Genomic DNA, 22,511 nt, shown 5'->3' on the forward strand with positions numbered 1-22,511 from the left:
AGCGTATCGATGAGCGTGGCGGGGTTGTTGAGCGAGTGGTCGTGGGGCGCTGGCGGCTGGGCGGTGATCGGCTTCGGCATCGCGCTGGCTTACATCGTGTTTGGCATTGCCGGGTTTGGTACGGCGCTGGTGGCGGGGCCGATTCTGATTTTGTTCCTGCCATTGTCGAAGATCGTGCCGCTGCTGGTGCTGCTGGATTTTGTCGCGGCGTTCGGCAATCTGCTGCCGTCGCGGCGGGATGTGGCCAAACCGGAATTGTTACGGCTGCTGCCGTGCATGGCGGTGGGTTGCACATTGGGGGTGATTTTCTTGCTCAACCTCAAATCCGATCTGTTGCTGTTGTTGATGGGGCTGTTTATCAGCGCTTACGCGGTTTACAGCCTGTGGGTGAAAGCGCGGCCGGCGCAATTGTCGGCGGCATGGGCGGTGCCGATGGGGGCGGTGGGCGGGTTGTTCGGGGCGCTGTTTGGCAGTGGCGGCTTTCTCTATGCGATCTATTTGAATAGTCGGCTGCCGAAAGACGCCGCGCGGGCCACGCAAAGTGCGCTGATCAGTTGCAGCACGGTGGTGCGTTTGAGCCTGTTTGCTATCGCCGGTGTGTATGCCGAGCTACCCTTGTTGATGCTGGCCTTGTGTTTGTTGCCGGCCATGGCGCTGGGGCTGTGGATCGGGCGGCGCTTGACCATGAAGTTGTCGCGCGAGGCGTTTGTGCGGTTGGTGACGTGGCTGGTGCTGGCGAGCGGGATTGCGTTGATCGGGCGCTACCTCAGCACTTGACCGGATTTCGTCAGGGATTAAGCTGCCGGCCTTTAGGGCCTCTTCGCGAGCAGGCTCGCTCCCACAGGGAACTGCATTCCATTGTGGGAGCGAGCCTGCTCGCGAAGGCGTCAGCAGCCACACCGCAGGACTCTCCATGAATTCGCAAAGCATCATCGTCCCGAAAATCTCCACCCTGCCGGTCCACGAACCCCGGGCCCGGGCGATCGTGCGCTGGCTGGTGCGCAAGAACATCATCAAGGAAGAGCTGAGCACTTGTGGCCGCACCGGCAACCGCATGGCTTACGCGATTGCCGACGGCGCGCGTGCCGTGGTCCTGCACCCGCAAGCGCTGCCGTTTGGTGAGCCAATCAACGGCCTGGAGATCGTTACCAAACGCTGCATCTACACCCCGGCCAAGGGCTTTCTCGAAGAGGCCGGTTGCGCCGAGTGCCGTCGTGAAGTTGGCGAAGCACTGTTCGAAAGCCTCGAAGAGTGGTTTCCGGGTCGCACCGACAACTTCACCTGCCCCGAATGCGGGCATGAAGATGACATCAACGGCTTTCTGTATTTGCAGGAGTGCGCGTTTTCCAACCTCGGTTTCATCTTCAACAACTGGCTGGAGGCGGGCTTCAAGCAAAGCTTTATCGATGAGTTTGCCGATTGGCTCGATCAACCTGTCTCTTGGGTCAAGGTGGAGCTGTAGGGCCGGGGATTTCCCGTACATCAGCAACATTGATATTAAGCTGAGTTTTACATTGAACAGCAGGGGGTGTCTGACTATAATGGCGCGCTTCCATTTTCCCGCTCGGGAGCCCCCGCGATGCTGCGTATCAGCCAAGAAGCTCTGACATTCGACGACATTCTCCTAGTGCCCGGTTATTCCGAGGTACTTCCTAACGAAGTCAGTCTCAAGACCCGCCTTACCCGTGGCATCGAGCTGAACATTCCTCTGGTTTCTGCCGCCATGGACACCGTTACTGAAGCCCGTCTGGCAATCGCCATGGCTCAGGAAGGTGGCATCGGCATTATCCACAAGAACATGACCATCGAGCAGCAAGCTGCCGAAGTGCGTAAGGTCAAGAAGTTCGAAGCCGGCGTCGTCAAGGATCCGATCACCATCGAGGCTGATGCCACGGTGCGTGACCTGTTCGAATTGACCCGCATGCACAACATTTCCGGCGTTCCGGTGCTGCACGATGGCGACCTGGTCGGCATCGTCACTTCCCGTGACGTGCGTTTCGAAAGCCGTCTGGAAGCCACCGTCCGTGAAGTGATGACGCCCAAAGAGCGTCTGGTCACGATCAAGGAAGGCGCGAGCAAGGACGAAGCACGCGAACTGCTGCACAAGCACCGCATCGAGCGTGTGCTGATCGTCGACGACAAATTCGCCCTCAAAGGCATGATGACCGTCAACGATATCGAAAAAGCCAAAGCCTACCCGCTGGCCAGCAAGGACGATCAAGGTCGTCTGCGCGTGGGCGCTGCGGTCGGTACCGGTAAAGACACCGGTGACCGCGTTGCCGCTCTGGTCAATGCTGGCGTGGACGTCGTGGTAGTCGATACCGCGCACGGTCACTCCAAAGGCGTGATCGACCGCGTTCGCTGGGTCAAAGAGAATTTCCCTGAAGTGCAGGTGATCGGCGGCAACATCGCCACCGGCGCCGCTGCCAAGGCTCTGGCCGAAGCAGGCGCTGACGCAGTCAAGGTCGGTATCGGCCCTGGCTCGATCTGCACCACCCGTATCGTCGCCGGTGTCGGCGTCCCGCAAATCAGTGCCATCGCCAACGTTGCTGCTGCCCTTGAAGGCACTGGCGTTCCGTTGATCGCCGACGGCGGCATCCGTTTCTCCGGTGACCTGTCCAAGGCCATCGTAGCCGGTGCCTCCTGCGTGATGATGGGCTCGATGTTCGCCGGTACTGAAGAAGCACCGGGCGAGATCGAACTGTTCCAGGGCCGTTCATACAAGGCGTATCGCGGCATGGGTTCGCTGGGCGCCATGTCCCAGGCTCAAGGTTCTTCCGACCGTTACTTCCAGGACTCCTCGGCAGGCGCCGAGAAACTCGTTCCGGAAGGCATCGAAGGCCGTGTGCCGTACAAAGGCACCCTGAGCGCGATCATTCACCAGTTGATGGGCGGTCTGCGTTCCTCGATGGGCTACACCGGTAGCGCCAACATCGAAGAAATGCGCACCAAGCCTGAGTTCGTGCGGATCACCGGCGCTGGCATGGCCGAATCCCACGTGCACGACGTGCAGATCACCAAAGAAGCGCCAAACTACCGCGTAGGTTGAGCCTTCAAGCAATAAAGTAAGCAACCGGGGCTGTTTGATTCAGCCCCGAGTTGTTTCTGAATCACGACTGTTTCTGAACGACTTAGACGAGACTGAATCATGGCCCTCGATATTCACGCTCACCGCATCCTGATCCTCGACTTCGGTTCGCAATACACCCAACTGATCGCCCGCCGTGTGCGCGAGATCGGTGTGTACTGCGAACTGCACCCGTTCGACATGGACGAAGATGCGATCCGCGAATTCGCTCCTAAAGGCGTCATCCTCGCCGGCGGCCCCGAGTCCGTGCACGTCGCCGACAGCCCGCGCTGCCCACAGGCAGTGTTCGATCTGGGCGTACCGGTTTTCGGTATCTGCTACGGCATGCAAACCATGGCCGAGCAACTGGGCGGCAAGGTTGAAGGTTCCGAACTGCGTGAGTTCGGTTACGCCCGCGTTGACGTGGTCGGCAAGAGCCGCCTGCTCGACGGCATCGAAGACCACATCGACGCCGACGGCCTGTTCGGCCTCGACGTCTGGATGAGCCACGGTGACAAGGTCACCCGGATGCCGCAAGACTTCCACATCCTCGCCAGCACCCCGAGCTGCCCGATCGCCGGTATGTTCAACGACGACCGTGGCTACTACGGCGTGCAGTTCCACCCGGAAGTGACCCACACCAAACAGGGCGGTCGCATCCTGTCGCGCTTCGTCCTCGACATCTGCGGCTGTGAAGCCCTGTGGACGCCGTCGAAGATCGCTGAAGACGCGATTGCCAACATCCGCGCACAGGTCGGCACCGACAACGTGCTGCTGGGTCTGTCCGGCGGCGTTGACTCCTCGGTGGTTGCCGCGCTGCTGCACAAGGCCATCGGCGACCAACTGACCTGTGTCTTCGTCGACAACGGTCTGCTGCGTCTGCACGAAGGCGAGCAAGTGATGGCCATGTTCGCCGAGAACATGGGCGTCAAGGTGATCCGCGCCAACGCTGAAGAGCAGTTCCTCAACAACCTGGCCGGCGAAGCCGATCCAGAGAAGAAGCGCAAGATCATCGGTCGCACCTTCATCGACGTCTTCGATGCCCAGTCGAACAAACTGGACAACATCAAGTACCTCGCTCAGGGCACCATCTACCCGGACGTGATCGAGTCGGCTGGCGCGAAAAGCGGCAAGGCTCACGTGATCAAGTCGCACCACAACGTGGGCGGCCTGCCGGAAGAGATGAACCTGAAACTGGTCGAGCCACTGCGCGAACTGTTCAAGGACGAAGTCCGTCGTCTGGGCCTGGAACTCGGCCTGCCGTACGACATGGTCTACCGTCACCCGTTCCCCGGCCCGGGCCTGGGCGTGCGCATCCTCGGTGAAGTGAAAAAGGAATACGCCGACCTGCTGCGTCGTGCTGACCACATCTTCATCGAAGAACTGCGTAAAGCCGACTGGTACCACAAGGTCAGCCAGGCCTTCGTCGTGTTCCAGCCAGTGAAATCGGTTGGCGTTGTTGGCGACGGTCGTCGTTACGCCTGGGTGGTTGCCCTGCGTGCCGTGGAAACCATCGACTTCATGACCGCACGTTGGGCACACCTGCCTTACGAACTGCTGGAAACCGTTTCCGGTCGCATCATCAATGAAATCGAAGGCATCTCTCGCGTTACTTACGACGTGTCGAGCAAGCCGCCGGCGACCATTGAGTGGGAATGATGCCCCCGGCCTCAGGGCCGATCGGCTGAAACAAAAAATGCCTGGTGCTTATGCATCAGGCATTTTTTTTGAGTTTCTCATAGTGCTCTGGAGCGAACGGCCACTCAGTGAGGCTGACTGCCATTTTTGGGTGGGAGCACCGAAGCAAGGGTCGTAGTTCTCAATCGATCGCAAACGCTGGCATACGTATCAGAGAAACCGCGATCGAATCAAATCCGTATCGAACGGCGTTATCCCTTGATCAGGTGCAAACACCGCCTCTGCCTGTTGCGATGAGATCACTCGTTCCCCCCGTGCTCGAACATGCAAGTCGAATAGGGTTTCCAGATCCGGACGTGGTGTGTGCACTAAGGCCTGCAGCATCAGCGATACCCCACTGAGGTTGTTCCCGACGTTGTTCCAGCGCGGCGATGAAGTAAGCCCCAGGTCGGCCCAAATCATGCGTCGTTCCTGCAAGTCCATCACGAAAGGCAGGCAAATTACGGTGTCGGATGCGATATCGATCCGGTCGAACACCGATCGCGGCTCGAATACTTCACCCGACATCGTGTCGGCGCGGGCCATCCAGCCCGCGAAGCATTCTGGAAGATCGCAGTACGGTTGCTCGGTGTATGAGTTGATGGACGTGACTACGTAGCGGATACCCTGTTCGATCAGGACATCAATATCGAGGTCGATAAACTCCGAAGCTCCGTCGGGCGCGTCGGTGATGTCGCCGCTGTGGCAACCGCCGAAATCCTTCAGGTTGTAGTACGCGACTGTTTGTTTGAAGACGAAGTTGGCGTCGAAAAAAGCGGCGGACAAGTCGATGTCCGTGCGTTGGCTGCCATTCTTCCACCACAGAAACAGGCGAATGAAACGTGTATCAGGCATAGGCAACCGACTGCCCCGCACCAGCGTACGTAGCGACTTCGATGCGGCACGCTGCGCCAGCGGCACTTTGTATTCGCTTAACGCGGGATCGATGAAACAGCGGCCAAGTGGCGGCAGCGACGCAAAACGCACTAGGAGAGCGTTTTCGCAGATTTGGGCTGCGTGAGCCAACACCTCGGGAGTGATGGGTTCGCGGCGATCCTTGATGCCATAGACTTTGGCGAATGAGCCTTTCGGCGTGAATGCCCGTAGCGGTAGGGGGCGCGGAGCGCGTACTTGGGCCAGCAATTGCAGCAGGACCGGTGAGGACACTTGTGCCGCCACCGCCTCGAACGCCTGGAGAACCGACTCCGGTCCCGTCGTGCGCCGCAGCGCGACGTCCAGCCGTCGTGCGAACTCACCAGGACGGCTCTGTAGTATGGGCGTAAGCGCGGCGATGTCGCGCTGGGCTAGCAGTATTTCGACACGTGAACCAAAGGTGGCTGACGCTTCGTCGCGGCGCGCTGCCGTGATGGCGGCTAGTGCTCGTGGGTACTTATCGGCGTAGTCGCCTGGATGCAGTACTTCAGCGAGACGTTTCCAGCGTTCGGCATGGCGCATCACATCTTCTGTAGCGATGGGTATTGAGTCGAGCAAGCGCAACAACAGGCGGCGCATCGAGCGCTTCATCGTTTTGAAACGTGTCGACGCTGTCGTCAGCGATACGTCTCCGCCACTCAGGGCGACCGCGAGTCGTAGCACATCCGTCGCCGTTTCGACGTTGCGCTCCAGGAATGCGTCCACCCGTGCATCGCCGGCTGCATGCAGGATAAGTGCGCCGCCCAGTTGTGCACGGATCTCTCGGAAAGGGATGTCCTCAGGCAGCAAACGGAACACATCGCGTTTGTACTCTCGGACAAACCAGAGGATATCAGCGGTTTCCTCCTCGGAGAGCGAGGTGCGCGATGACACCAGCGGTTCGAGCAGTGACTCGAACTGAGGGATGCTCCCCGGTTCGATAACCCAGGGTATGAGGTTGCCCTCAAGCAGTGGAGGTCGAGATTCTTCAGTCTTTGGTAAACGTCGAAGCGTGAGGTAATGCATGACGGCGTTTAGGTACAACTCCCCCTCTGTGGCCGTCAGAACCTGTTCTGGGAAGTCAGGATAAAACGGCCGGTGGTGCACATGAGCGCCATTCCTGCGCCGAAGCACTCCGACAATGCCACGCAACCAGTACTTGAGTTCTGTCGCTGACAACATGCCGATTTGCTCAATCAGAGGCTCTGAAAGTACGCATCGGAACGCGGCGACTTCACGGACAGCCGATGCGACCTGAGCACGCGTGGCACCGCCAGTGCCCATAGGGACGTGAACTTTGCTACGGCGACGCAGGAACAGCTCCTGATTCATGCTTGATTTTCTCCTTGGGTCGTCGTCGTGAGCGAGCTGCAGCATCGTGTCTACAGCTGATATGAAAACGCCTGCTAGAAGCAGGCGCGGTGTGGAGAGCGGAACCCCTAGTTTCATAGGGATTAGAAGGAAGGTGTTCCATAGCCACGGCGGCATTCTATGTAAGGTTTTCGCTTTTTGTCAGGTTATTGTTTCTCTCAACGGTAACAAGCTGCTTCACCAGAAAAAAACGGGGATGAGCGACAAGGCGCTTGTCTATAGCCCAGGCGAGTGGTGACGTTATTGGTCAAGTGTGCCTTCAAGGACGACGAAGTTCCCACAGAGTCAGTCAAGTTTACGTAGTATTCCAGCCAGTGAAATCGGTTGGCGTTGTTGGCGACGGTCGTCGTTACGCCTGGGTGGTTGCCCTGCGTGCCGTAGAAACCATCGACTTCATGACCGCACGTTGGGCACACCTGCCTTACGAACTGCTGGAAACCGTTTCCGGTCGCATCATCAATGAAATCGAAGGCATCTCTCGCGTTACTTACGACGTGTCGAGCAAGCCGCCGGCGACCATTGAGTGGGAATGATCCTGCCGCGCGTCGAAGCTGGTATTGAGTGAACGAAAACCCCTGGCCCAGGCCAGGGGTTTTTCGTTTCAATCGCCGCTCGAATCCTTTCAGGTGGGTAAGCGGCTTTGCAGTTTCAGGCCTATTTCTATCAGGCGCTGAGATAACGCTGCGATATCTGGAAACAATACGCCACTAATGCGCGGCATTGACTGAAGCCAGATATAAGCCTGGCCGTCCTGCGTCAGGTTCACCGGCGTTCGAACAATGCTGCCTGTACTGCCGCGCCGCACCAGCGTGTAACCGTTTTGCGATTTCTCAACGAGGTACATGCCATTGCGATGGAGCAGGCGTGCCTGCGCCGCCTCTTTCCAGATCACCGGCGGCGCGTCGATTTGCAGACGCAGGTCAGCGTAAAGGTAGTCGAACGAGTTGCGGGTCGATGCACCATTGTCGAAGGGCCCGCGAGCCACCTTGACTCCCGGGTCGATGCTGACTCCTGGCACTTCCGAAGGTGAGGATTCTTCGATACGCAAGCCGATACCGCCTCTGAGTTCGCTGATGCCTGGCAGATTTCTGAAATTATTGGTGTTCTGTGCATCGACCAAAGCTACCCATTTGCCCGGTCGATTGAGGAGTGCGTCGCCCCACATGATTCGGTTCATCTGCTGAGCGTTCATCATTTGCTCCTCAATCGAGGTGAGCGGCACTTTCATTTTGGAGATCGCCGCGCAACCAAGGCCTTGAACGCGTACGCCATTTGCCTGCGCGGTCTTGACCAGTTCGAGGATGTTGGACGTCTCGTCAGGATCGGTTCCGAGGCTGCCCAGATAAATCCGCAGATCCTCTGACATTTGCCCGGTCGTGTAGAAAGCGTTCAGGTCCATCTGGGCAAAATCGCTCAGCAGGTCCCCCACGTAGAGCGTCGTGATGTGTCGTGCAAATGCTGGCATGTTGCTGATCATGAATCGCATGCTGGTGATGCGATCGAGAGTTTCTCCCACTACCAGCCCCAGCGTTTTCTCGAAGACGCGATCAATGAGCTCATCGGTCGGCATCGTGTGACTGACTTCGGGTATTACCGGACGTGCAGGCAGATTGGTCCAGTCCAGCTCTGAGTAATGCTCTTTGGCTTCGTTCAGGAGTCGTGTGCGTTTTTGGCTGAAGAACAGCGTGAATTGTTCTTCGTCAGATGGATGGTCTGGGGAGATGTTCGCCATATCGGCAGAATCCTGTGGCAGGTTCATTGCCCACTTTTTCAGTTTGGCCACGTCCAGCTCTCCGATTTCACCGAGGGTGGTCACCAAACGTAGCGGACGGGCAGTGGATGGCACCGGTTCGACCAATGGCAGGCCTGGCGATGGGGTTGATGAGATGACCTGCGAGGTCAGTTCGATTTCTGACGCACATGGCGTGCCCACGCACTGCCCGCCGCCTCTGAGACGCAGCGCCGGCGTGCGCTCCCATTTGCCGGTTGCGCTGAAACGCACTGGCAATGAATACGCGAACTGGTTGGGGTGTTCCGGATCGACGATGGCCCAACTGCCACTGTCCCCGGAGGCGTCGAAGTACCGCACGTAGTACGCGTTGCCTTCGATCTCGATGGCATAGGGCTGAGCGTTGCCGAGTCGGTAAATGCCTTGAAACTTCCCGGACTTGGTCTCTACAGAAAAACGATCAAGCAATTCGTTGCACTGGTAGCGGGCAGGAATCTGTGGCGCGAGCGGACCGTGCAGCGTGGGGCGGGGTGATGTCTCGATGGGAATTGCGTTTGCCATCTCGTCAGTCTCCTCGTCAGTGGTCAGCAACGGCGCCTGATCCAGCGGTGGCAGAAATGGATCGTTGCCCGAGGTGAACTCAATCAGCCCGGCCATTTCTTCGGCTTCGGCAAACTCGACCTGCGGGCCCACTTCCAGATGCGCGCCGGTACCGATCAGGAACGGAACGTTGAACAGTACTTCAATGCCGTTGAGCACCGCGCCAAGGGTGCCGGCCTTGCGCTCGACAGCCGTCCTGCCGTTGACCGCCAGATCGATGTTCAACCCCATATTGGCGATCCCGGCGCCAATCACCGGCAGTGCCAGTGGCCATCCTACAGTTGCCAGCGGGCCGAATACCCTGAGACCGGCACTGAGGTAACCCATCCAGAGTTTTTTGCGCAGATCGCTGTTGGAGGTCAGCGCCATGTCTGCTTCGGCAAACATGGCGCTGCGTGTCGAATCGCTTAACCAGGTGAACGCGTCACCGCTGATGGTGACGTTGCCGTGGTTGATCATCCGGTGATCGCTATGACCCCAGGTGCTGACCAGGCGAGTCATCAGGTCGTTGAGTTTTTCGCCCATCCGGTTGCGGTCGGCCAGGGAGAAGCGGTTCATGAAGATCTTGCGCTTATCCTCCGTATTCATCTGTTCAAGCATCCACCAGTGCAGATCCGCTTGATCTTCCATCAGCCGAAAGGGTTGCACTTCGCCGGGTAAGTAAAGGGTTTGCCGACCATTGTCCTCAACGAAACGCAGCGCATGGGTGGCGACGTGCCCATCGAGATCCAGCGCGCGTACATGAGCGCCCACCGGGTGCGTGGCTTGTAGCATTTGCAGGGTGACAGGCCAGGTCACGGAGCCGATGACCGAATCGATTACGCGTTGAAAGTCTGTACCGTCAAGGTGGCCCTGTTGCAGCGCCTGTACTGCCAGGCTGAGAAAATTGCATTTGGCCAGTGTTCGGAAATGGTGCGAGGAGGTTTGCCAGTAAGTGGTCAGTCGCTGGATGTAGCGGGTGCTGAAATCGATATTCCAGAACGCCTGCAGCACATCGCTGCCCAGCAGTCGAATTTCATTATCCTGATTGAAGTTGTCGGCCTGCGGCCCGTCTGCGTAAAAGCCGCAGTACAGCCCCAGCAGATCGGCATTGTCCTGATCGGTGGCGCGAAAGCGCTGGATTACCAGTTGGGTGAGGGTCAACGATTCATAGGGCTTTTCCAGCAGATGTTCCCAGCCGGTGAAGGTCAGGTTGCTGCTCTGCGCGGCCCTGAATCGGTGGAAATAGACACGGTCCGGATCAAGGCCCGGCAGTCCTTTGTCGATCAGCAATTGAAGGGCGACCTCACGGGCCGCCTCCAGCAGGCTGGGGCAAGCCTGCACGAGTGATGTAGCGATTGCCCTGAGGCTGGCCTTGTCAGCTGCGTTCGGCAGCAGACGGCGTTCGGGAGCGTTCATGTACTTCTCCATCCATGGGGAAAACGAGAATCAAGCATGACCGAACGGCTCAAGAGCGATGCACTACATATGTATTGCCTGCTGCAAGGCCGACGGATGGCGTGATCCGGCTGAGCAACGGCTCCCGAGGGCAGGGCAGCGGCTGTCTCGGGCCAGGCTGTCAGTCCGGAAGACGGCTTTGTAATGTCAGGCCCATTTCGACCAATCGGTTAGACATTTGCTCGATGCTGGCGAACGGGACATCGTTCACTTGCGGCCATGACGGGCGGTGCAACGAAACGCCTCCGTCCGCCAGTTGACTCACGCGCGTTCGCACCAGCATGCCCTGTTTGCTGCGGTGCACCACGGTGTAGGTGTCGGCGATTTTTCTGAGCATGAACATGCCACGCCTGTGCAACAGATTCTCTAACGTCTCCTCAGTCCAGTTCACCGGTTCGGCCGGTACGCGGAGACGCAGGTCAGCGCGCAGCACATCGTTATTGCCTTGTGATGCCGAGCCGTTTGGAAATGATCCACGACGCACTTCGATACCCGGATCAGCCTCGATGTCCATGATCGCTTCCATCCCGACTTCCTCGATGCGCAACCCGATCCCACCCTTTATTTCGCTGATACCGGCAAGGCCTCTGAGCGTATTGGTGTTTTGCGCACTGATCAGCACGATCCATTTCTGGGGGCTGTTGAGGTAGGTGTCTCCCGTCATGATGTCGCTCGCCAGATAAGTACCGATCATCTGCTCGTCATAGGGCGATAGCGGGGACTTCATCTTGTAGCTCGCGGCGCAGTCAATCCCTTGGATACGAACACCGTTTTGCCTGGCAACCTTGACCAGTTCCAACGCATTGAAGCGCCCCGCCGGATCGGTGCCCAGGCCGGTCAGGTAGGTTTGCAGGTCCGTCGACAGGGTGCCGGAGGTGAAGTAGCGATTCAATTCCACTTGAGCGAAGTCACTGAGGATCCCGCGCATGTAGAGGGTTTTTGCGTGCCTGGCCAGAGCAGGCATGTTTTCAATCATGAAGCGCATGCTGGCGATGCGATCCAGGGTTTCGCCCACCACCAGCCCCGAGGCTGATTCAAAGATGCGATCCAACAGGCCGGGAATGTCCAGCGGTGCCGTGATTTCTGGCGTTGGCGGTCGCGCAGGCGAGGTAATCCATGGAAGATTGCTGAAGAATTTTCTGGCGGCGGTCTGCAACAGTTTGCGCTTGCTCACCGCGTATAGCTCAAAGGGGTCGGCCATGCTGAACGCGCCGGAGGCATCGGGCAGCAGCTGGGCATGGGTTTCGTTCAGGTTCAGCGCCCAGCCTTTTATCGAACGGCGCACCGTCGGCTCGATATCGTAGGCAGAGGGCACGATGCGGATCGGGCGAACGACTGTCGCGACTGATTCGAACTCCGGTGCGATAGCCACTTCGGGCGCTGGGGGGGCAAAGGTGTCGAGCGCGATATCCGGGGCACACGCCTTGCCCATGCACTGGCCGCCGCCCGAAAGGCCCAGCGATCGCATACGCTCCCACAGACCTTCGGCATTAAGGCGAATCGGTAATGAATGAACAAGCTGATTGGGTCGCTCTGGGTCAACGATTGCCCAATAGCCACCCCCACGCGAGTCGGTGAAGTATTTGACGTAGTAAGGATTTTCATCCAGCAGGACGGCGTAGGGAGGATCAGCATCAAGTCGAAAAATGCCTTCGAACTGTCCAGGTTCGCTTTCCGCTTGCCAACCGTCGAGCAGTTCATTGCACAAGTATTTGTGCGGAACTTGTGGCGGTGGCGCGCTGGCTGCCGGAATCAGTCTGGGGGGATCAGGTTCAGAGACGAAGGCGTCGGTAGTATTCGGAACCATGATTTGCTGCGTATCGACAGACGGCTCCGGTTCCACGACCGACGCTGAGTCGATCAGCTCCGCCATTTCCGTTGCCTCGGCCGCTTCGACCTGTACGCCTGTCTCGAGCATTGCACCGGTGCCTTTGAGGAACGGGAGATTGAACAGCGTTTCAATCCCGCTCGCCACGGCGCCAAGCACCCCGGCCTTGCGTTCGCTGGCGGTTTTGCCGTTGACCGCCTGATCGATGTTCAAGCCCATGCTGGCAATGCCGGCGCCAATCACCGGCAGCGCAACAGGCCAGCCGACAGCGGCCATCGGGCCGAACACCTTGAGGCCGGCGCTCAAATAACCGATCCACAGTTTTTTACGCAGATCGCCGTTGGACGTCAGCGACAGGCTGGCTTCGGCGAACATTGCGTTGCGGGTGGTGTCACGTAATCCACTGAACGCATCACCACTGATCGCCAGGTTGTGCTGATTGATCAGATGATGATCGGCGTGGCCCCAGGTGCTCACCAGCCGGTTCATCAGATCGGTGATGTTCTCGGTCATTTGCTGACGTTCGGCGAGTGGAAAGTGACTGAAGAAATGCTGCCGCCGAGTATCTTGATTCATCTGTTCGAGCACCCACCAGTGCATGTCCGCCGGCGTTTGCCTGACGACGAATGCCAACTCTTCACCGGGCATATAGATGATCTGCCGGCCAGTGGGGGCGACGACGCGCAGGAGATTGGTGGCGACATGTCCACTGATATCGAAAGCGCGCACGTCACCGTCCACGGTGTGGCTCGATTGCATCATTGCCAGGGTCACCGGCCAGGTGACAGGCCCGATCAGCGCGCCGACGATGCACTGGAAATCACTGTCGGTCAGTTGCTTGAGTTCAAGTGCCTGCACCGCACGGCTGAGAAAAGTGCATTTGGCCAGCGTGCGAAAATCATTGCCGTGGGTGTTCCAGAAGGCCGTCAGCTGGTTGTGGTACCGCGTGCTGAAGTCGATGTCCCAGAAGGCGTCGAGTACCTCGTTGCCGTGCAGGCGACATTCATTGCGGTGATCGAAATCTTCGGTGTCGGGGCCGTCGGTATAGAAACCGGCATAGAGATCCAGCAGGTCAGCGTTGTCCTGATCGGTGGCCCGAAAGCGATGAATCACCAGTTGTGTGAGGGTTATCGATTCGTAGGGCTTTTCGCGGATGTGCTCCCAGCCGGTAAACGAGCGGGTGCTGCTTTGCGCAGATTTGAATCGATGGAAATAGACCCGGTCCGGATCGATCCCCTTCAGGTGCTTACGCTCCAGCAACTCGCGGGCGACTTGATGCGCCTCGTCGTGAAGGCCTGGGCACATTTGAACGACTGTCGCAGCCATGGCTTTGAGAGAGGCTTTGTCTGCTGCATTCGGCAGAGGGCGCTGTTCGGGCGATGTCATGCTTTCTCCATCCTTGAGAAATGAACGCCGAGCATGGCTCAATCGCTCAAGGGGAGTGCACTACCTATGTACCGCACATTACCGTGCGAAATGTGCAGGGGTCAGCGCCGGGCCACGTCGGAGAAGTAGAACTTGTCCAGGGTGTGCCGTGACTCGGTGTATTCGAATTGCCGGCCGTCCTGCAGGAACGTCTGGTTGCTGACCACGATCACGTGGCTCTGGCCATCGAGATCCAGATGCAACTGGTCGTCCCTGCTGCGTGGCTGCGCTTCGATGGTGCGCTGGGCGTAAGCGATCTGCAGCTGCAGGGTCTGTTCGATATAGGCGTAGATCGATTGCTCGGCGATATCGAGCGACAGGCCGGGAATAACCTCGGTGACAAAATGATTGATGTCGAGGATGACCCGTTTGCCGTCAATCCGCCGTACACGTTTGACCCGGGTTATCAGGCTGCCGGGCTCGGCCTTGATGTGCTCGAGCAGACTGCCTTCGAGCGCGAACTGAGTCAGCTCGACGACGTCGGTGCTGACGTCGTTTCCCAGCCGCGGATAGGTTTCCTGAAAACTGACAATGCCACCGAGTTGAAACTCGATCGGGTTGGTCGACAGGACGAACGTACCTTTGCCATGCACCTTCTGCGCGAAACCGCGTTCCTGCAGCAGCTCGATCGCCTTGCGGACGGTGCCGCGGCTGGCCTGATAGCTGTCCATCAGTTCGGTTTCGGAGGGCAGTCGCGCGCCGCGTTCCAGGCGTTCGGTGGTAATGCTGGCCAGCAGATCGCTATAGATCTGGTTGTATTTACTCATGGAGGTGCTCGCTGCCGGCTGAACTCAAAGCTTCGAACCTTAAGGGCAGGGTAGGGCTTTGTCCATTCAGGGATTGGAATCGCCTGAAGGTGAAGTAGGAAATATCCCGGTTGATCCGGCAAAAACATACAAAAACAAACTCGTCTGTACGAGTTGTTGCATTAACTCGTACAGACGAGTACTTTTCGCTTCGGCATGCTGCCAATAACAACAATCCACAGCGGAAGAACTAGCATGAGCCACGACTATCCGAATATCGCCAGAGAGCTGTTGCAAAGCCTTGGCGGTAGCGAAAACCTCGAACAGGCCGCGCACTGCGTCACGCGTTTGCGCCTGGCGTTGAAGAATCCGGGCCTGGTCGACAGCGCCACGCTCAATCAGATCGATCTGGTCAAAGGCTCGTTCTTCACCGGTGGTTTGTACCAGGTGGTGATCGGGCCGGGCGAGGTGGAGAAAGTCTACGCCGAGCTGCGCCGTCAAACCGGTCTCGCCGCCTCGACCATCGCTGACGTCAAACAGAAAAGCGCCGAAAAGATCAACGCCATGCAGCGTCTGGTGCGGGTGTTTTCCGATGTGTTCATGCCGATCCTCCCTGCGCTGATCATTGCCGGCCTGCTGATGGGCATCAACAATCTGCTCGGTGCCAAGGGCATGTTCATCGAAGGGCAGACGCTGCTGGACGCCTACCCGAAACTCGACGGGCTTTGGAGCCTGATCAATCTGATGGCCAACACCTCCTTTGTCTTTCTGCCGGCGCTGGTGGGCTGGTCGGCGGCCAAGCGCTTTGGCGGCAGTGAAATCCTCGGCATCGTGCTGGGCCTGATGCTGGTTCACCCGGACCTGCTCAACGCCTGGAACTACGGCAAGGCCGTTGCCGGGCTCGACGGTCAGCAAATGCCGTACTTCGACATTCTCGGTTTGTTTGAAGTCGAGAAAGTCGGTTACCAGGGTCAGATCCTGCCGATATTGCTGGCCGCTTACGTCATGAGCGTCATCGAAAAATGGTTGCGCGCGCGCGTACCCAACGCCATTCAATTACTGGTGGTACCGATCACCACCATCGTCGTCACCGGCGTGCTGGCGCTGGCGGTGATCGGCCCGTTGACCCGTCACATCGGCATTTTCATCACCGAGGGCCTGGTCATGCTGTTTGACCTGGCGCCGATGGTCGGGGGCGCGATTTTCGGTCTGCTGTATGCGCCGCTGGTCATCACCGGCATGCACCACATGTTCCTCGCGGTCGACCTGCAATTGATCTCGACCCAAGGTGGCACCTTCATCTGGCCAATGATCGTCATGTCCAACCTCGCTCAAGGCAGTGCCGCCCTGGCGGTGTTCTGGATGACCCGTAGTGCACGGGACAAGAGCATGGCGTCGACCTCGGCTATTTCTGCCTACTTCGGTATCACCGAACCCGCGATGTTCGGCGTCAATCTGCGCTACAAGTTTCCGTTCTACGCCGCACTGGCCGGCTCCGCTTTGGGTTGCATTTTCCTTTCGCTGAACAAGATTCAGGCGTCGGCCATCGGCGTCGGCGGCCTGCCCGGTTTCATCTCGATCATGCCGCAGTTCATCCCGATGTTTGTGATCGGGATGCTGATTGCCATGGTTGTGCCGTTCGTTCTGACCTGTGCGCTGAGCATGAAGATTGTCCGTCCTGGTTACCGGGTTGCCTGAAGTCGCACCTGCAGGACTCGTAAATTCAAGAGGAAAATGTGCCATGCAAGACTGGCAACGTTCAGTGATCTACCAGATCTACCCGAAGAGTTTCCACAGCCACGCCGGCAATCCGACCGGCGATCTGCTCGGCATTGTCGCCAAACTCGACTACCTGCACTGGCTGGGTGTCGACTGTTTGTGGATCACGCCATTCCTGCGTTCGCCGCAACGTGACAACGGCTACGATATCAGCGATTACTACGCGATCGACCCGAGTTACGGCAGCATGGCCGACTGCGAGTTGCTGATTGCCGAAGCCGGCAAACGCGGCATCAAGTTGATGCTCGACATCGTGGTCAATCACACCTCGATCGAGCACGAATGGTTCCAGCAGGCGCGCAGCAGCCTCGACAATCCTTATCGCGACTTCTATATCTGGCGTGATCAGCCGAATAACTGGGAATCCAAGTTCGGTGGTTCCGCATGGGAGTACGAAGCCCAGACCGGCCAATACTTCCTGCATCTGTTCGACCACACCCAGGCGGACCTCAATTGGGACAATCCCAAGGTGCGCGCTGAAGTGTTCAAGATGATGCGCTTCTGGCGTGACAAGGGCGTGGGCGGCTTTCGTCTGGACGTGATCAACCTGATCTCCAAGCCTGCCGACTTCCCCGAAGATCACAGCGACGGCCGACGCTTTTACACCGACGGGCCAAACGTTCACGAATACCTGCAACAGATGCATCGCGAAGTCTTCGAAGGGCATGACCTGATCAACGTCGGCGAGATGTCATCCACCCGCCTCGAACACTGCATCCGGTACTCCAATCCGCAGTCGAAAGAACTGTCGATGACCTTCAACTTTCATCATCTGAAAGTCGATTATCCGAACCTGCAGAAATGGGTACGTGCCGATTTCGACTTCCTCCAGCTCAAGCGCATTCTGTCCGACTGGCAGACCGGCATGCAGGCTGGCGGCGGCTGGAACGCGTTGTTCTGGTGTAACCACGATCAACCGCGAGTGGTCTCGCGCTTCGGCAATGACGGCGAGTACCGCGAACTCTCGGCAAAGATGCTCGGCACCGCGCTGCACTTTTTACAGGGCACGCCGTTCGTGTATCAGGGCGAAGAGTTGGGCATGACCAATCCGGGGTTCGAGTCGATCGAGCATTATCGCGATGTCGAGACGCTGAATATCTTTCGGCTCAAGCGCGAAGCCGGCAGCAGCGATGCCGACAACATGGCGGCGATCATGCAGAAGTCCCGCGATAACGGTCGCACACCGATGCACTGGAACACCGGGCCAAACGCCGGTTTCAGCAGTGGCGAACCGTGGATCGGAGTACCCGCCAATGCCGCGCAGATCAACGTCGCCAATCAGCTCGACGACCCGGACTCGGTGCTGCATCACTACCGTCATCTGATCGCGCTGCGTCGCCGCGAGTCTTTGATCACCGAGGGGCAATACCGGCAATTGCTGCTGGAGCATCCGCAAGTCTGGGCTTATGTGCGTGAAGGTGACGCCGAGCGTTTGTTGGTGGTGAACAACTTCTACGGGACAACCTGTGAAGTGCAATTGCCATCGACGGTCATCAGCGAGTCGATGAGCCAGCGCCAGTTGATCAGCAATTACCCGGACGGCCCGTTGCGCCGTCGACAGATAACGTTGCGACCTTACGAATCATTCGTCCTGCATCTGATCGATTCCTGATCCCTGACGGCAACACCAACGTTTCCAAAAAACACGCAGAGCCCTGCGCGGGGGAGTTTTGCGCGCTGAATTCATGCAAGCACACAATAAAAACAATGGGATGGCTTAATGAAAACAACAATAAATCGCAGCCTTGCAATCGCAGGTATATGCCTCGCGTTCCCACAGTCGTCACCCGCGCTGGAGTTCGGCGGTTACCTGCGCAGTGGCTTCGGCAACTCGCTCAAGGGCGGCGGCCAGTCGTGTTTTCAATTGCCGGGGGCGCAAACCAAATACCGTCTGGGTAATGAATGCGAGCAGTACGGCGAACTGGAGTTGCGTCAGGATCTGTACACCTTCGATGACGGCTCGGTGTTCAGCGTCGACGGCATGGCCTCGTTGTACAACCGCTACAACCGCAGCCTGACGTTCAACGAAGACAACGGCTCGGTGCGCCTGCCACAGCTGTACACACAGTGGTCGAACCTGCCTGCGCTCAACGGTGGTTCACTGTGGGCCGGGCGTCGCTACTACAAACGTAATGACATCCACATTTCCGACTTCTATTACTGGAACCAGAGCGCCACGGGCGGCGGCGTCGAAGACGTACTGATCGGCGATCTGAAATACAGCTACGCCTTCTCACGCAAGGACAACCTGTACCAGAAGGACTACATCAACCGGCACGACTTCAACGTGGCCGGGTTCGATAGCAATCCAGGCGGAGCGCTTGAGTTCGGCTTGAGCTTCATCGCCAAACCCGACAGTCGCGATGCACACCGGGGCTGGGCGGTCACCACCCAGCATGTGCAGAAGGACTTTTTCGGCGGCAAGAACAAACTCGCCCTGCAATACGGGGAAGGGCCCGGCACCGGGTTGGGCTACACCGGCAACGTCAGGCTGGACGACAGCAACAAGAGTTACCGGATCGTGGAGTTTTTCGATTGGCAGGTGACACACAACTTTGGCGGGCAGTTCGAGGCGGTCTACCAGAAAGACATTCGTGCGGACGGTGCCGATCAGAACTGGATATCCCTGGGTGTGCGGCCGACTTATGCGCTCACCGAACAATTCAAACTGGTGACCGAGCTGGGCCACGATCAAGTCGAAGCAGCGGGCGGCACGCGCAAGCTGAGCAAGTTCACCGTGGCCCCAACCTGGTCCCCCAAGGGGCCGGAATTCTGGGCCCGGCCCGAGGTGCGTCTGTATTACACCTACGCCACCTGGAACGAGGCCGCGAAGCGGGCGGCCAATGAACTGGCCAAGGGCTCGGCGCTGTCGGACACCGGTGCCTTCGGCACCGCTCGCCACGGTGCGAACGTCGGATTGCAGGTCGAATACTGGTGGAAATAAGCAATGCTGGTGGGGCGTTGCGCTCCACGGGCACTTCAGAGAACAAACTGCAGGTGACGTCCATGGCCACACCCCAACAATTGCAATTGCTGGCACCTTTGTCCGGCGTGCTGATACCGCTTGATCAAGTGCCGGATCAAGTGTTCTCCAGCCGAGTGATCGGCGACGGCCTGTGCATCGACCCGACTTCGGCAACGCTGTGCGCGCCGCTGGCCGGGGTGGTCAGCACCGTGCAGGCCAGCGGGCATGCGGTGAGCATCACCGATGACAATGGCGTTCAGGTATTGATGCACATCGGTCTGGATACGGTGAATCTGGCGGGGCAGGGGTTTAGCCGACGGGTCGAGGAAGGTCAGCGGGTTGAAGCCGGGCAGGCGCTGATCGAGTTCGACGCCGATTACATCGCGCTGCACGCCCGCAGTCTGATGACCCTGATGTTGGTGGTCAGCGGTGAGCCATTCACCTGGCTGGCCGCGCCCACCGGTCTGGTCGAAATCGGCCAGCCGCTGTTGAGCCTTGCCAATCCAGAGGTGACCAGCGAAGCGTCGGTGGGGGCCGAAGGTGAAAGGCTGTTTTCGCCGTTGCTGAGACTGCCCAACCCCAATGGTCTGCACGCGCGTCCGGCGGCCGTTCTGGCGCAGGCGGCGAAGGCTTTTTCTGCGCGGATTTATTTGCACAGACAGCAGGCTGAAGCCAACGCCAAGTCATTGGTAGCGATCATGGCGTTGCAGACGGCTTGGGGGGACAGCGTGCAGGTAAGTGCGCAGGGCGAAGACGCGGAAGTCGCGGTCAACACGCTGGCCCGACTGCTGGCCGAGGGCTGCGGCGAAGCGGTGACCGCTTCGACGACGGCGGCGACAGTCGAGCCCGCCGAGCCAGAAACCCTGACGGTGTTACGCGGGGTCTGTGCTTCACCCGGTTCGGCGTTGGGGCAAGTGATGCAGATCAGCGAACCGACGCTCGAGGTGAATACGTTCGGCGTCGGTTCGCATATCGAGCGCGAAACGCTGGCAAACGCGCTGATCGAGGCCGATATGGCCTTGCAGCATCTGCGCGACATTGCCGGCAGCGATGCTCAGGCGGAAATCTTCAAGGCGCACCAGGAACTCCTCGCCGATCCAGGCCTGCTCGATCAGGCTCAGGTGATGATCGCCGAGGGCAAAAGTGCGGCGTTTGCCTGGCGCGCAGCCACCGAGTCGACAGCGGTACTTTTCCAGCAACTCGGTAGTCCGTTGCTGGCGGAAAGGGCGGCGGATCTGGCTGATGTCGGCTCGCGGGTCCTGAAACTGATCCTCGGGGTCAGCGAGCAGGCGCTGGCGCTGCCGGCCGGGACAATCCTGATCGCCGATCAACTGACGCCTTCGCAAACCGCCGGACTCGATACCGACAAGGTGTTGGGGTTCGCCACGGTGGGCGGTGGGGCAACCAGTCATGTGGCCATTCTGGCCCGAGCGTGGGGTCTGCCAGCGATCTGCGGGATGCCTGCGCAAATGCTCGCGTTAGCCAATGGCGCCCAGGTATTACTCGATGCCGACAAAGGCGAGTTGCAGTTGAATCCGGGGGCCGTGGCCATCAGTCAATGGCAGGCCCGGCATGAGCGACAACGTCTGCGCCATCAGCATGAACACGCGCAGGCGGCGCTGGCCGCCCGTACCCGCGACGGGCATCACGTCGAAGTGACAGCCAACGTCGCCTCGCTGAGCGAAACCGAGCAGGCGATGACCTTGGGCGGTGCAGGCGTGGGGCTTTTGCGTTCGGAGTTTCTGTATCTGGATCGCAATCATGCACCCACGCGCGACGAACAAGTGTCGACCTATAACGCCATCGCCCGGGCGGTAGGCCCCGCGCATAATCTGGTGGTGCGCACGCTGGATGTCGGCGGCGACAAGCCGCTGGCGTACGTGCCGATGGACAGTGAAACCAATCCGTTCCTCGGACTGCGCGGGATCCGACTGTGTCTGGCGCGACCGGACCTGTTGCGCGAGCAGTTTCGGGCGATCCTCGGCAGTGTCGGCCTGACGCGTCTGCACATCATGCTGCCGATGGTTACCCAGCTTGCGGAATTGCGTCAGGCCCGGCAGATACTGGAGGAGCAAGCCCAGGCGCTGAATCTTGGCCAACTGCCGAAGCTGGGTATCATGATCGAAGTCCCGGCGGCGGCATTGATGGCTGACCGGTTTGCGCCGCATGTGGATTTTTTTTCGATCGGCACCAACGATCTGACGCAATACACCCTGGCGATGGATCGCGATCATCCGCGTCTGGCCAGTCAGGCGGACAGCTTTCATCCCTCGGTACTGCGCCTGATTGCCATGACCGTCAACGCCGCGCACGCCCATGGCAAATGGGTGGGCGTGTGTGGTGCGATGGCCTCCGAGCGGCTCGCGGTGCCGCTACTGCTGGGGCTTGGCGTGGATGAATTGTCCGTGAGCGTGCCGCAGATTCCCGCGATCAAAGCGGCGGTGCGCGAGGTGAATCTGCTCGACTGCAAGGCCATAGCCGAACAGCTGCTGGGGCTCGAGAGTGCTGAACAAGTGCGTGAGGCGCTGCACCTGTATCACGAGGCGGCAGCCGATACTTTACCGGTTCTGGAGAACTGAACATGTTCGATAAATTGCAGAAGGCGTTCTGGAAAGCCCTGACTCCGGATCTCGTGGCCGACGTACCGAAAGTGCAGGCCGAGCCTGACGGCGGATTGAGCACAGCGATCATCGCGGCACTCGGTGGCGCGGATAACCTCAAGTCGCAGCAACCGGTGGCGTTGACTCGGGTGCGGGTGGCGTTGCGCGATTTGACGCGTATGGATCGCCAGGCGCTGAGCGATGCCGGTGTCGCGGGTGTCATGCTGCAAGAGCGTGGCGTGGTGCACTTGATTACCGGCCTGCGGCCCTGAACCCGAAGGATAAGTGCGGCCTCAGGTCGCCCTTACTGTTTCTCAACCGCAGGTGTATCGTATTCGCCTTTTACGGACCTTCAGGGGCCGTCGCTGATACGTG

General features: G+C 58.9%; 13 protein-coding genes and 1 pseudogene. 10 read left to right on the forward strand and 4 right to left on the reverse strand.

Annotated features, from left to right (window positions below; translation table 11 throughout):
- Positions 1-9 precede the first annotated feature (9 nt).
- The 4 genes from HUW52_RS07305 (at position 10) to guaA (ending at position 4,726) form a co-directional block, all read left to right on the forward strand.
- Positions 10-777, forward strand: a complete 768-nt coding sequence (locus HUW52_RS07305) for a sulfite exporter TauE/SafE family protein (RefSeq protein WP_175553275.1) — start codon at positions 10-12, stop codon at positions 775-777.
- A 136-nt stretch (positions 778-913) separates the two neighbouring features.
- Entirely contained in the window at positions 914-1,462 is a 549-nt protein-coding gene (locus HUW52_RS07310; RefSeq protein WP_016984359.1) for a sugar ABC transporter ATPase, read from the forward strand.
- Between the two features lie 117 nt (positions 1,463-1,579).
- Positions 1,580-3,049 carry an IMP dehydrogenase gene (gene guaB / locus HUW52_RS07315; protein ID WP_007916845.1) on the forward strand — a complete coding sequence of 490 codons (1,470 nt, stop codon included), beginning with the start codon at positions 1,580-1,582 and terminating at the stop codon, positions 3,047-3,049.
- Positions 3,050-3,148: 99 nt separating this feature from the next.
- Positions 3,149-4,726, forward strand: coding sequence for a glutamine-hydrolyzing GMP synthase (gene guaA, locus HUW52_RS07320; protein WP_175553276.1), 1,578 nt, complete (start codon positions 3,149-3,151; stop codon positions 4,724-4,726).
- Positions 4,727-4,915: 189 nt separating this feature from the next.
- Here the strand turns inward: guaA and HUW52_RS07325 are convergent, their stop codons facing one another.
- Positions 4,916-6,988 carry a TerD family protein gene (locus HUW52_RS07325; RefSeq protein WP_175553277.1) on the reverse strand — a complete coding sequence of 691 codons (2,073 nt, stop codon included), beginning with the start codon at positions 6,986-6,988 and terminating at the stop codon, positions 4,916-4,918.
- A 317-nt stretch (positions 6,989-7,305) separates the two neighbouring features.
- Here HUW52_RS07325 and HUW52_RS07330 point away from each other — a divergent pair.
- Positions 7,306-7,560 (forward strand): annotated as a pseudogene (locus HUW52_RS07330) (GMP synthase (glutamine-hydrolyzing)); the annotation flags it as partial.
- Between the two features lie 89 nt (positions 7,561-7,649).
- Here the strand turns inward: HUW52_RS07330 and HUW52_RS07335 are convergent.
- From HUW52_RS07335 to treR, 3 genes are all read right to left on the reverse strand, one after another.
- A complete protein-coding gene (locus HUW52_RS07335) occupies positions 7,650-10,754 on the reverse strand; it encodes a membrane-targeted effector domain-containing toxin (RefSeq protein WP_175553278.1) in 3,105 nt (1,034 codons plus the stop codon).
- A 160-nt stretch (positions 10,755-10,914) separates the two neighbouring features.
- Positions 10,915-14,007 (reverse strand): membrane-targeted effector domain-containing toxin, encoded by a 3,093-nt coding sequence (locus tag HUW52_RS07340; RefSeq protein WP_175553279.1) that lies wholly within the window; start codon positions 14,005-14,007, stop codon positions 10,915-10,917.
- Between the two features lie 101 nt (positions 14,008-14,108).
- Entirely contained in the window at positions 14,109-14,813 is a 705-nt protein-coding gene (treR, locus tag HUW52_RS07345) for a trehalose operon repressor (protein ID WP_016984355.1), read from the reverse strand.
- A gap of 234 nt (positions 14,814-15,047) precedes the next feature.
- Here treR and treP point away from each other — a divergent pair, with 234 nt between their 5' ends.
- The 5 genes from treP to HUW52_RS07370 all read left to right on the forward strand — a co-directional run bounded on the left by treP (position 15,048) and on the right by HUW52_RS07370 (position 22,408).
- The gene (treP, locus tag HUW52_RS07350) at positions 15,048-16,490 is read left to right on the forward strand and encodes a PTS system trehalose-specific EIIBC component (protein ID WP_016984354.1); all 1,443 of its coding nucleotides are present in this window, start codon (positions 15,048-15,050) and stop codon (positions 16,488-16,490) included.
- A 43-nt stretch (positions 16,491-16,533) separates the two neighbouring features.
- The gene (treC, locus tag HUW52_RS07355) at positions 16,534-18,183 is read left to right on the forward strand and encodes an alpha,alpha-phosphotrehalase (RefSeq protein ID WP_016984353.1); all 1,650 of its coding nucleotides are present in this window, start codon (positions 16,534-16,536) and stop codon (positions 18,181-18,183) included.
- A gap of 108 nt (positions 18,184-18,291) precedes the next feature.
- On the forward strand, positions 18,292-19,515 hold the full coding sequence (locus HUW52_RS07360; RefSeq protein WP_175553280.1) for a carbohydrate porin: 1,224 nt from the start codon (positions 18,292-18,294) through the stop codon (positions 19,513-19,515).
- Between the two features lie 62 nt (positions 19,516-19,577).
- A complete protein-coding gene (gene ptsP / locus HUW52_RS07365; RefSeq protein WP_016984351.1) occupies positions 19,578-22,115 on the forward strand; it encodes a phosphoenolpyruvate--protein phosphotransferase in 2,538 nt (845 codons plus the stop codon).
- Positions 22,116-22,117: 2 nt separating this feature from the next.
- Entirely contained in the window at positions 22,118-22,408 is a 291-nt protein-coding gene (locus HUW52_RS07370) for a PTS transporter subunit EIIB (protein WP_016984350.1), read from the forward strand.
- Positions 22,409-22,511: the final 103 nt, after the last annotated feature.

This window comes from Pseudomonas sp. 43A (assembly GCF_013363935.1).
Taxonomy (GTDB): Bacteria; Pseudomonadota; Gammaproteobacteria; order Pseudomonadales; family Pseudomonadaceae; genus Aquipseudomonas; species Aquipseudomonas crudilactis.

Bases quoted from the DNA above. Each gene is read 5' to 3' on its own strand.
- HUW52_RS07305 (WP_175553275.1), top strand. From the start codon at position 10: ATGAGCGTGGCGGGGTTGTTGAGCGAGTGGTCGTGGGGCGCTGGCGGC.
- HUW52_RS07310 (WP_016984359.1), top strand. From the start codon at position 914: ATGAATTCGCAAAGCATCATCGTCCCGAAAATCTCCACCCTGCCGGTC.
- guaB (WP_007916845.1), top strand. From the start codon at position 1,580: ATGCTGCGTATCAGCCAAGAAGCTCTGACATTCGACGACATTCTCCTA.
- guaA (WP_175553276.1), top strand. From the start codon at position 3,149: ATGGCCCTCGATATTCACGCTCACCGCATCCTGATCCTCGACTTCGGT.
- HUW52_RS07325 (WP_175553277.1), bottom strand. From the start codon at position 6,988: ATGAATCAGGAGCTGTTCCTGCGTCGCCGTAGCAAAGTTCACGTCCCT.
- HUW52_RS07335 (WP_175553278.1), bottom strand. From the start codon at position 10,754: ATGAACGCTCCCGAACGCCGTCTGCTGCCGAACGCAGCTGACAAGGCC.
- HUW52_RS07340 (WP_175553279.1), bottom strand. From the start codon at position 14,007: ATGACATCGCCCGAACAGCGCCCTCTGCCGAATGCAGCAGACAAAGCC.
- treR (WP_016984355.1), bottom strand. From the start codon at position 14,813: ATGAGTAAATACAACCAGATCTATAGCGATCTGCTGGCCAGCATTACC.
- treP (WP_016984354.1), top strand. From the start codon at position 15,048: ATGAGCCACGACTATCCGAATATCGCCAGAGAGCTGTTGCAAAGCCTT.
- treC (WP_016984353.1), top strand. From the start codon at position 16,534: ATGCAAGACTGGCAACGTTCAGTGATCTACCAGATCTACCCGAAGAGT.
- HUW52_RS07360 (WP_175553280.1), top strand. From the start codon at position 18,292: ATGAAAACAACAATAAATCGCAGCCTTGCAATCGCAGGTATATGCCTC.
- ptsP (WP_016984351.1), top strand. From the start codon at position 19,578: ATGGCCACACCCCAACAATTGCAATTGCTGGCACCTTTGTCCGGCGTG.
- HUW52_RS07370 (WP_016984350.1), top strand. From the start codon at position 22,118: ATGTTCGATAAATTGCAGAAGGCGTTCTGGAAAGCCCTGACTCCGGAT.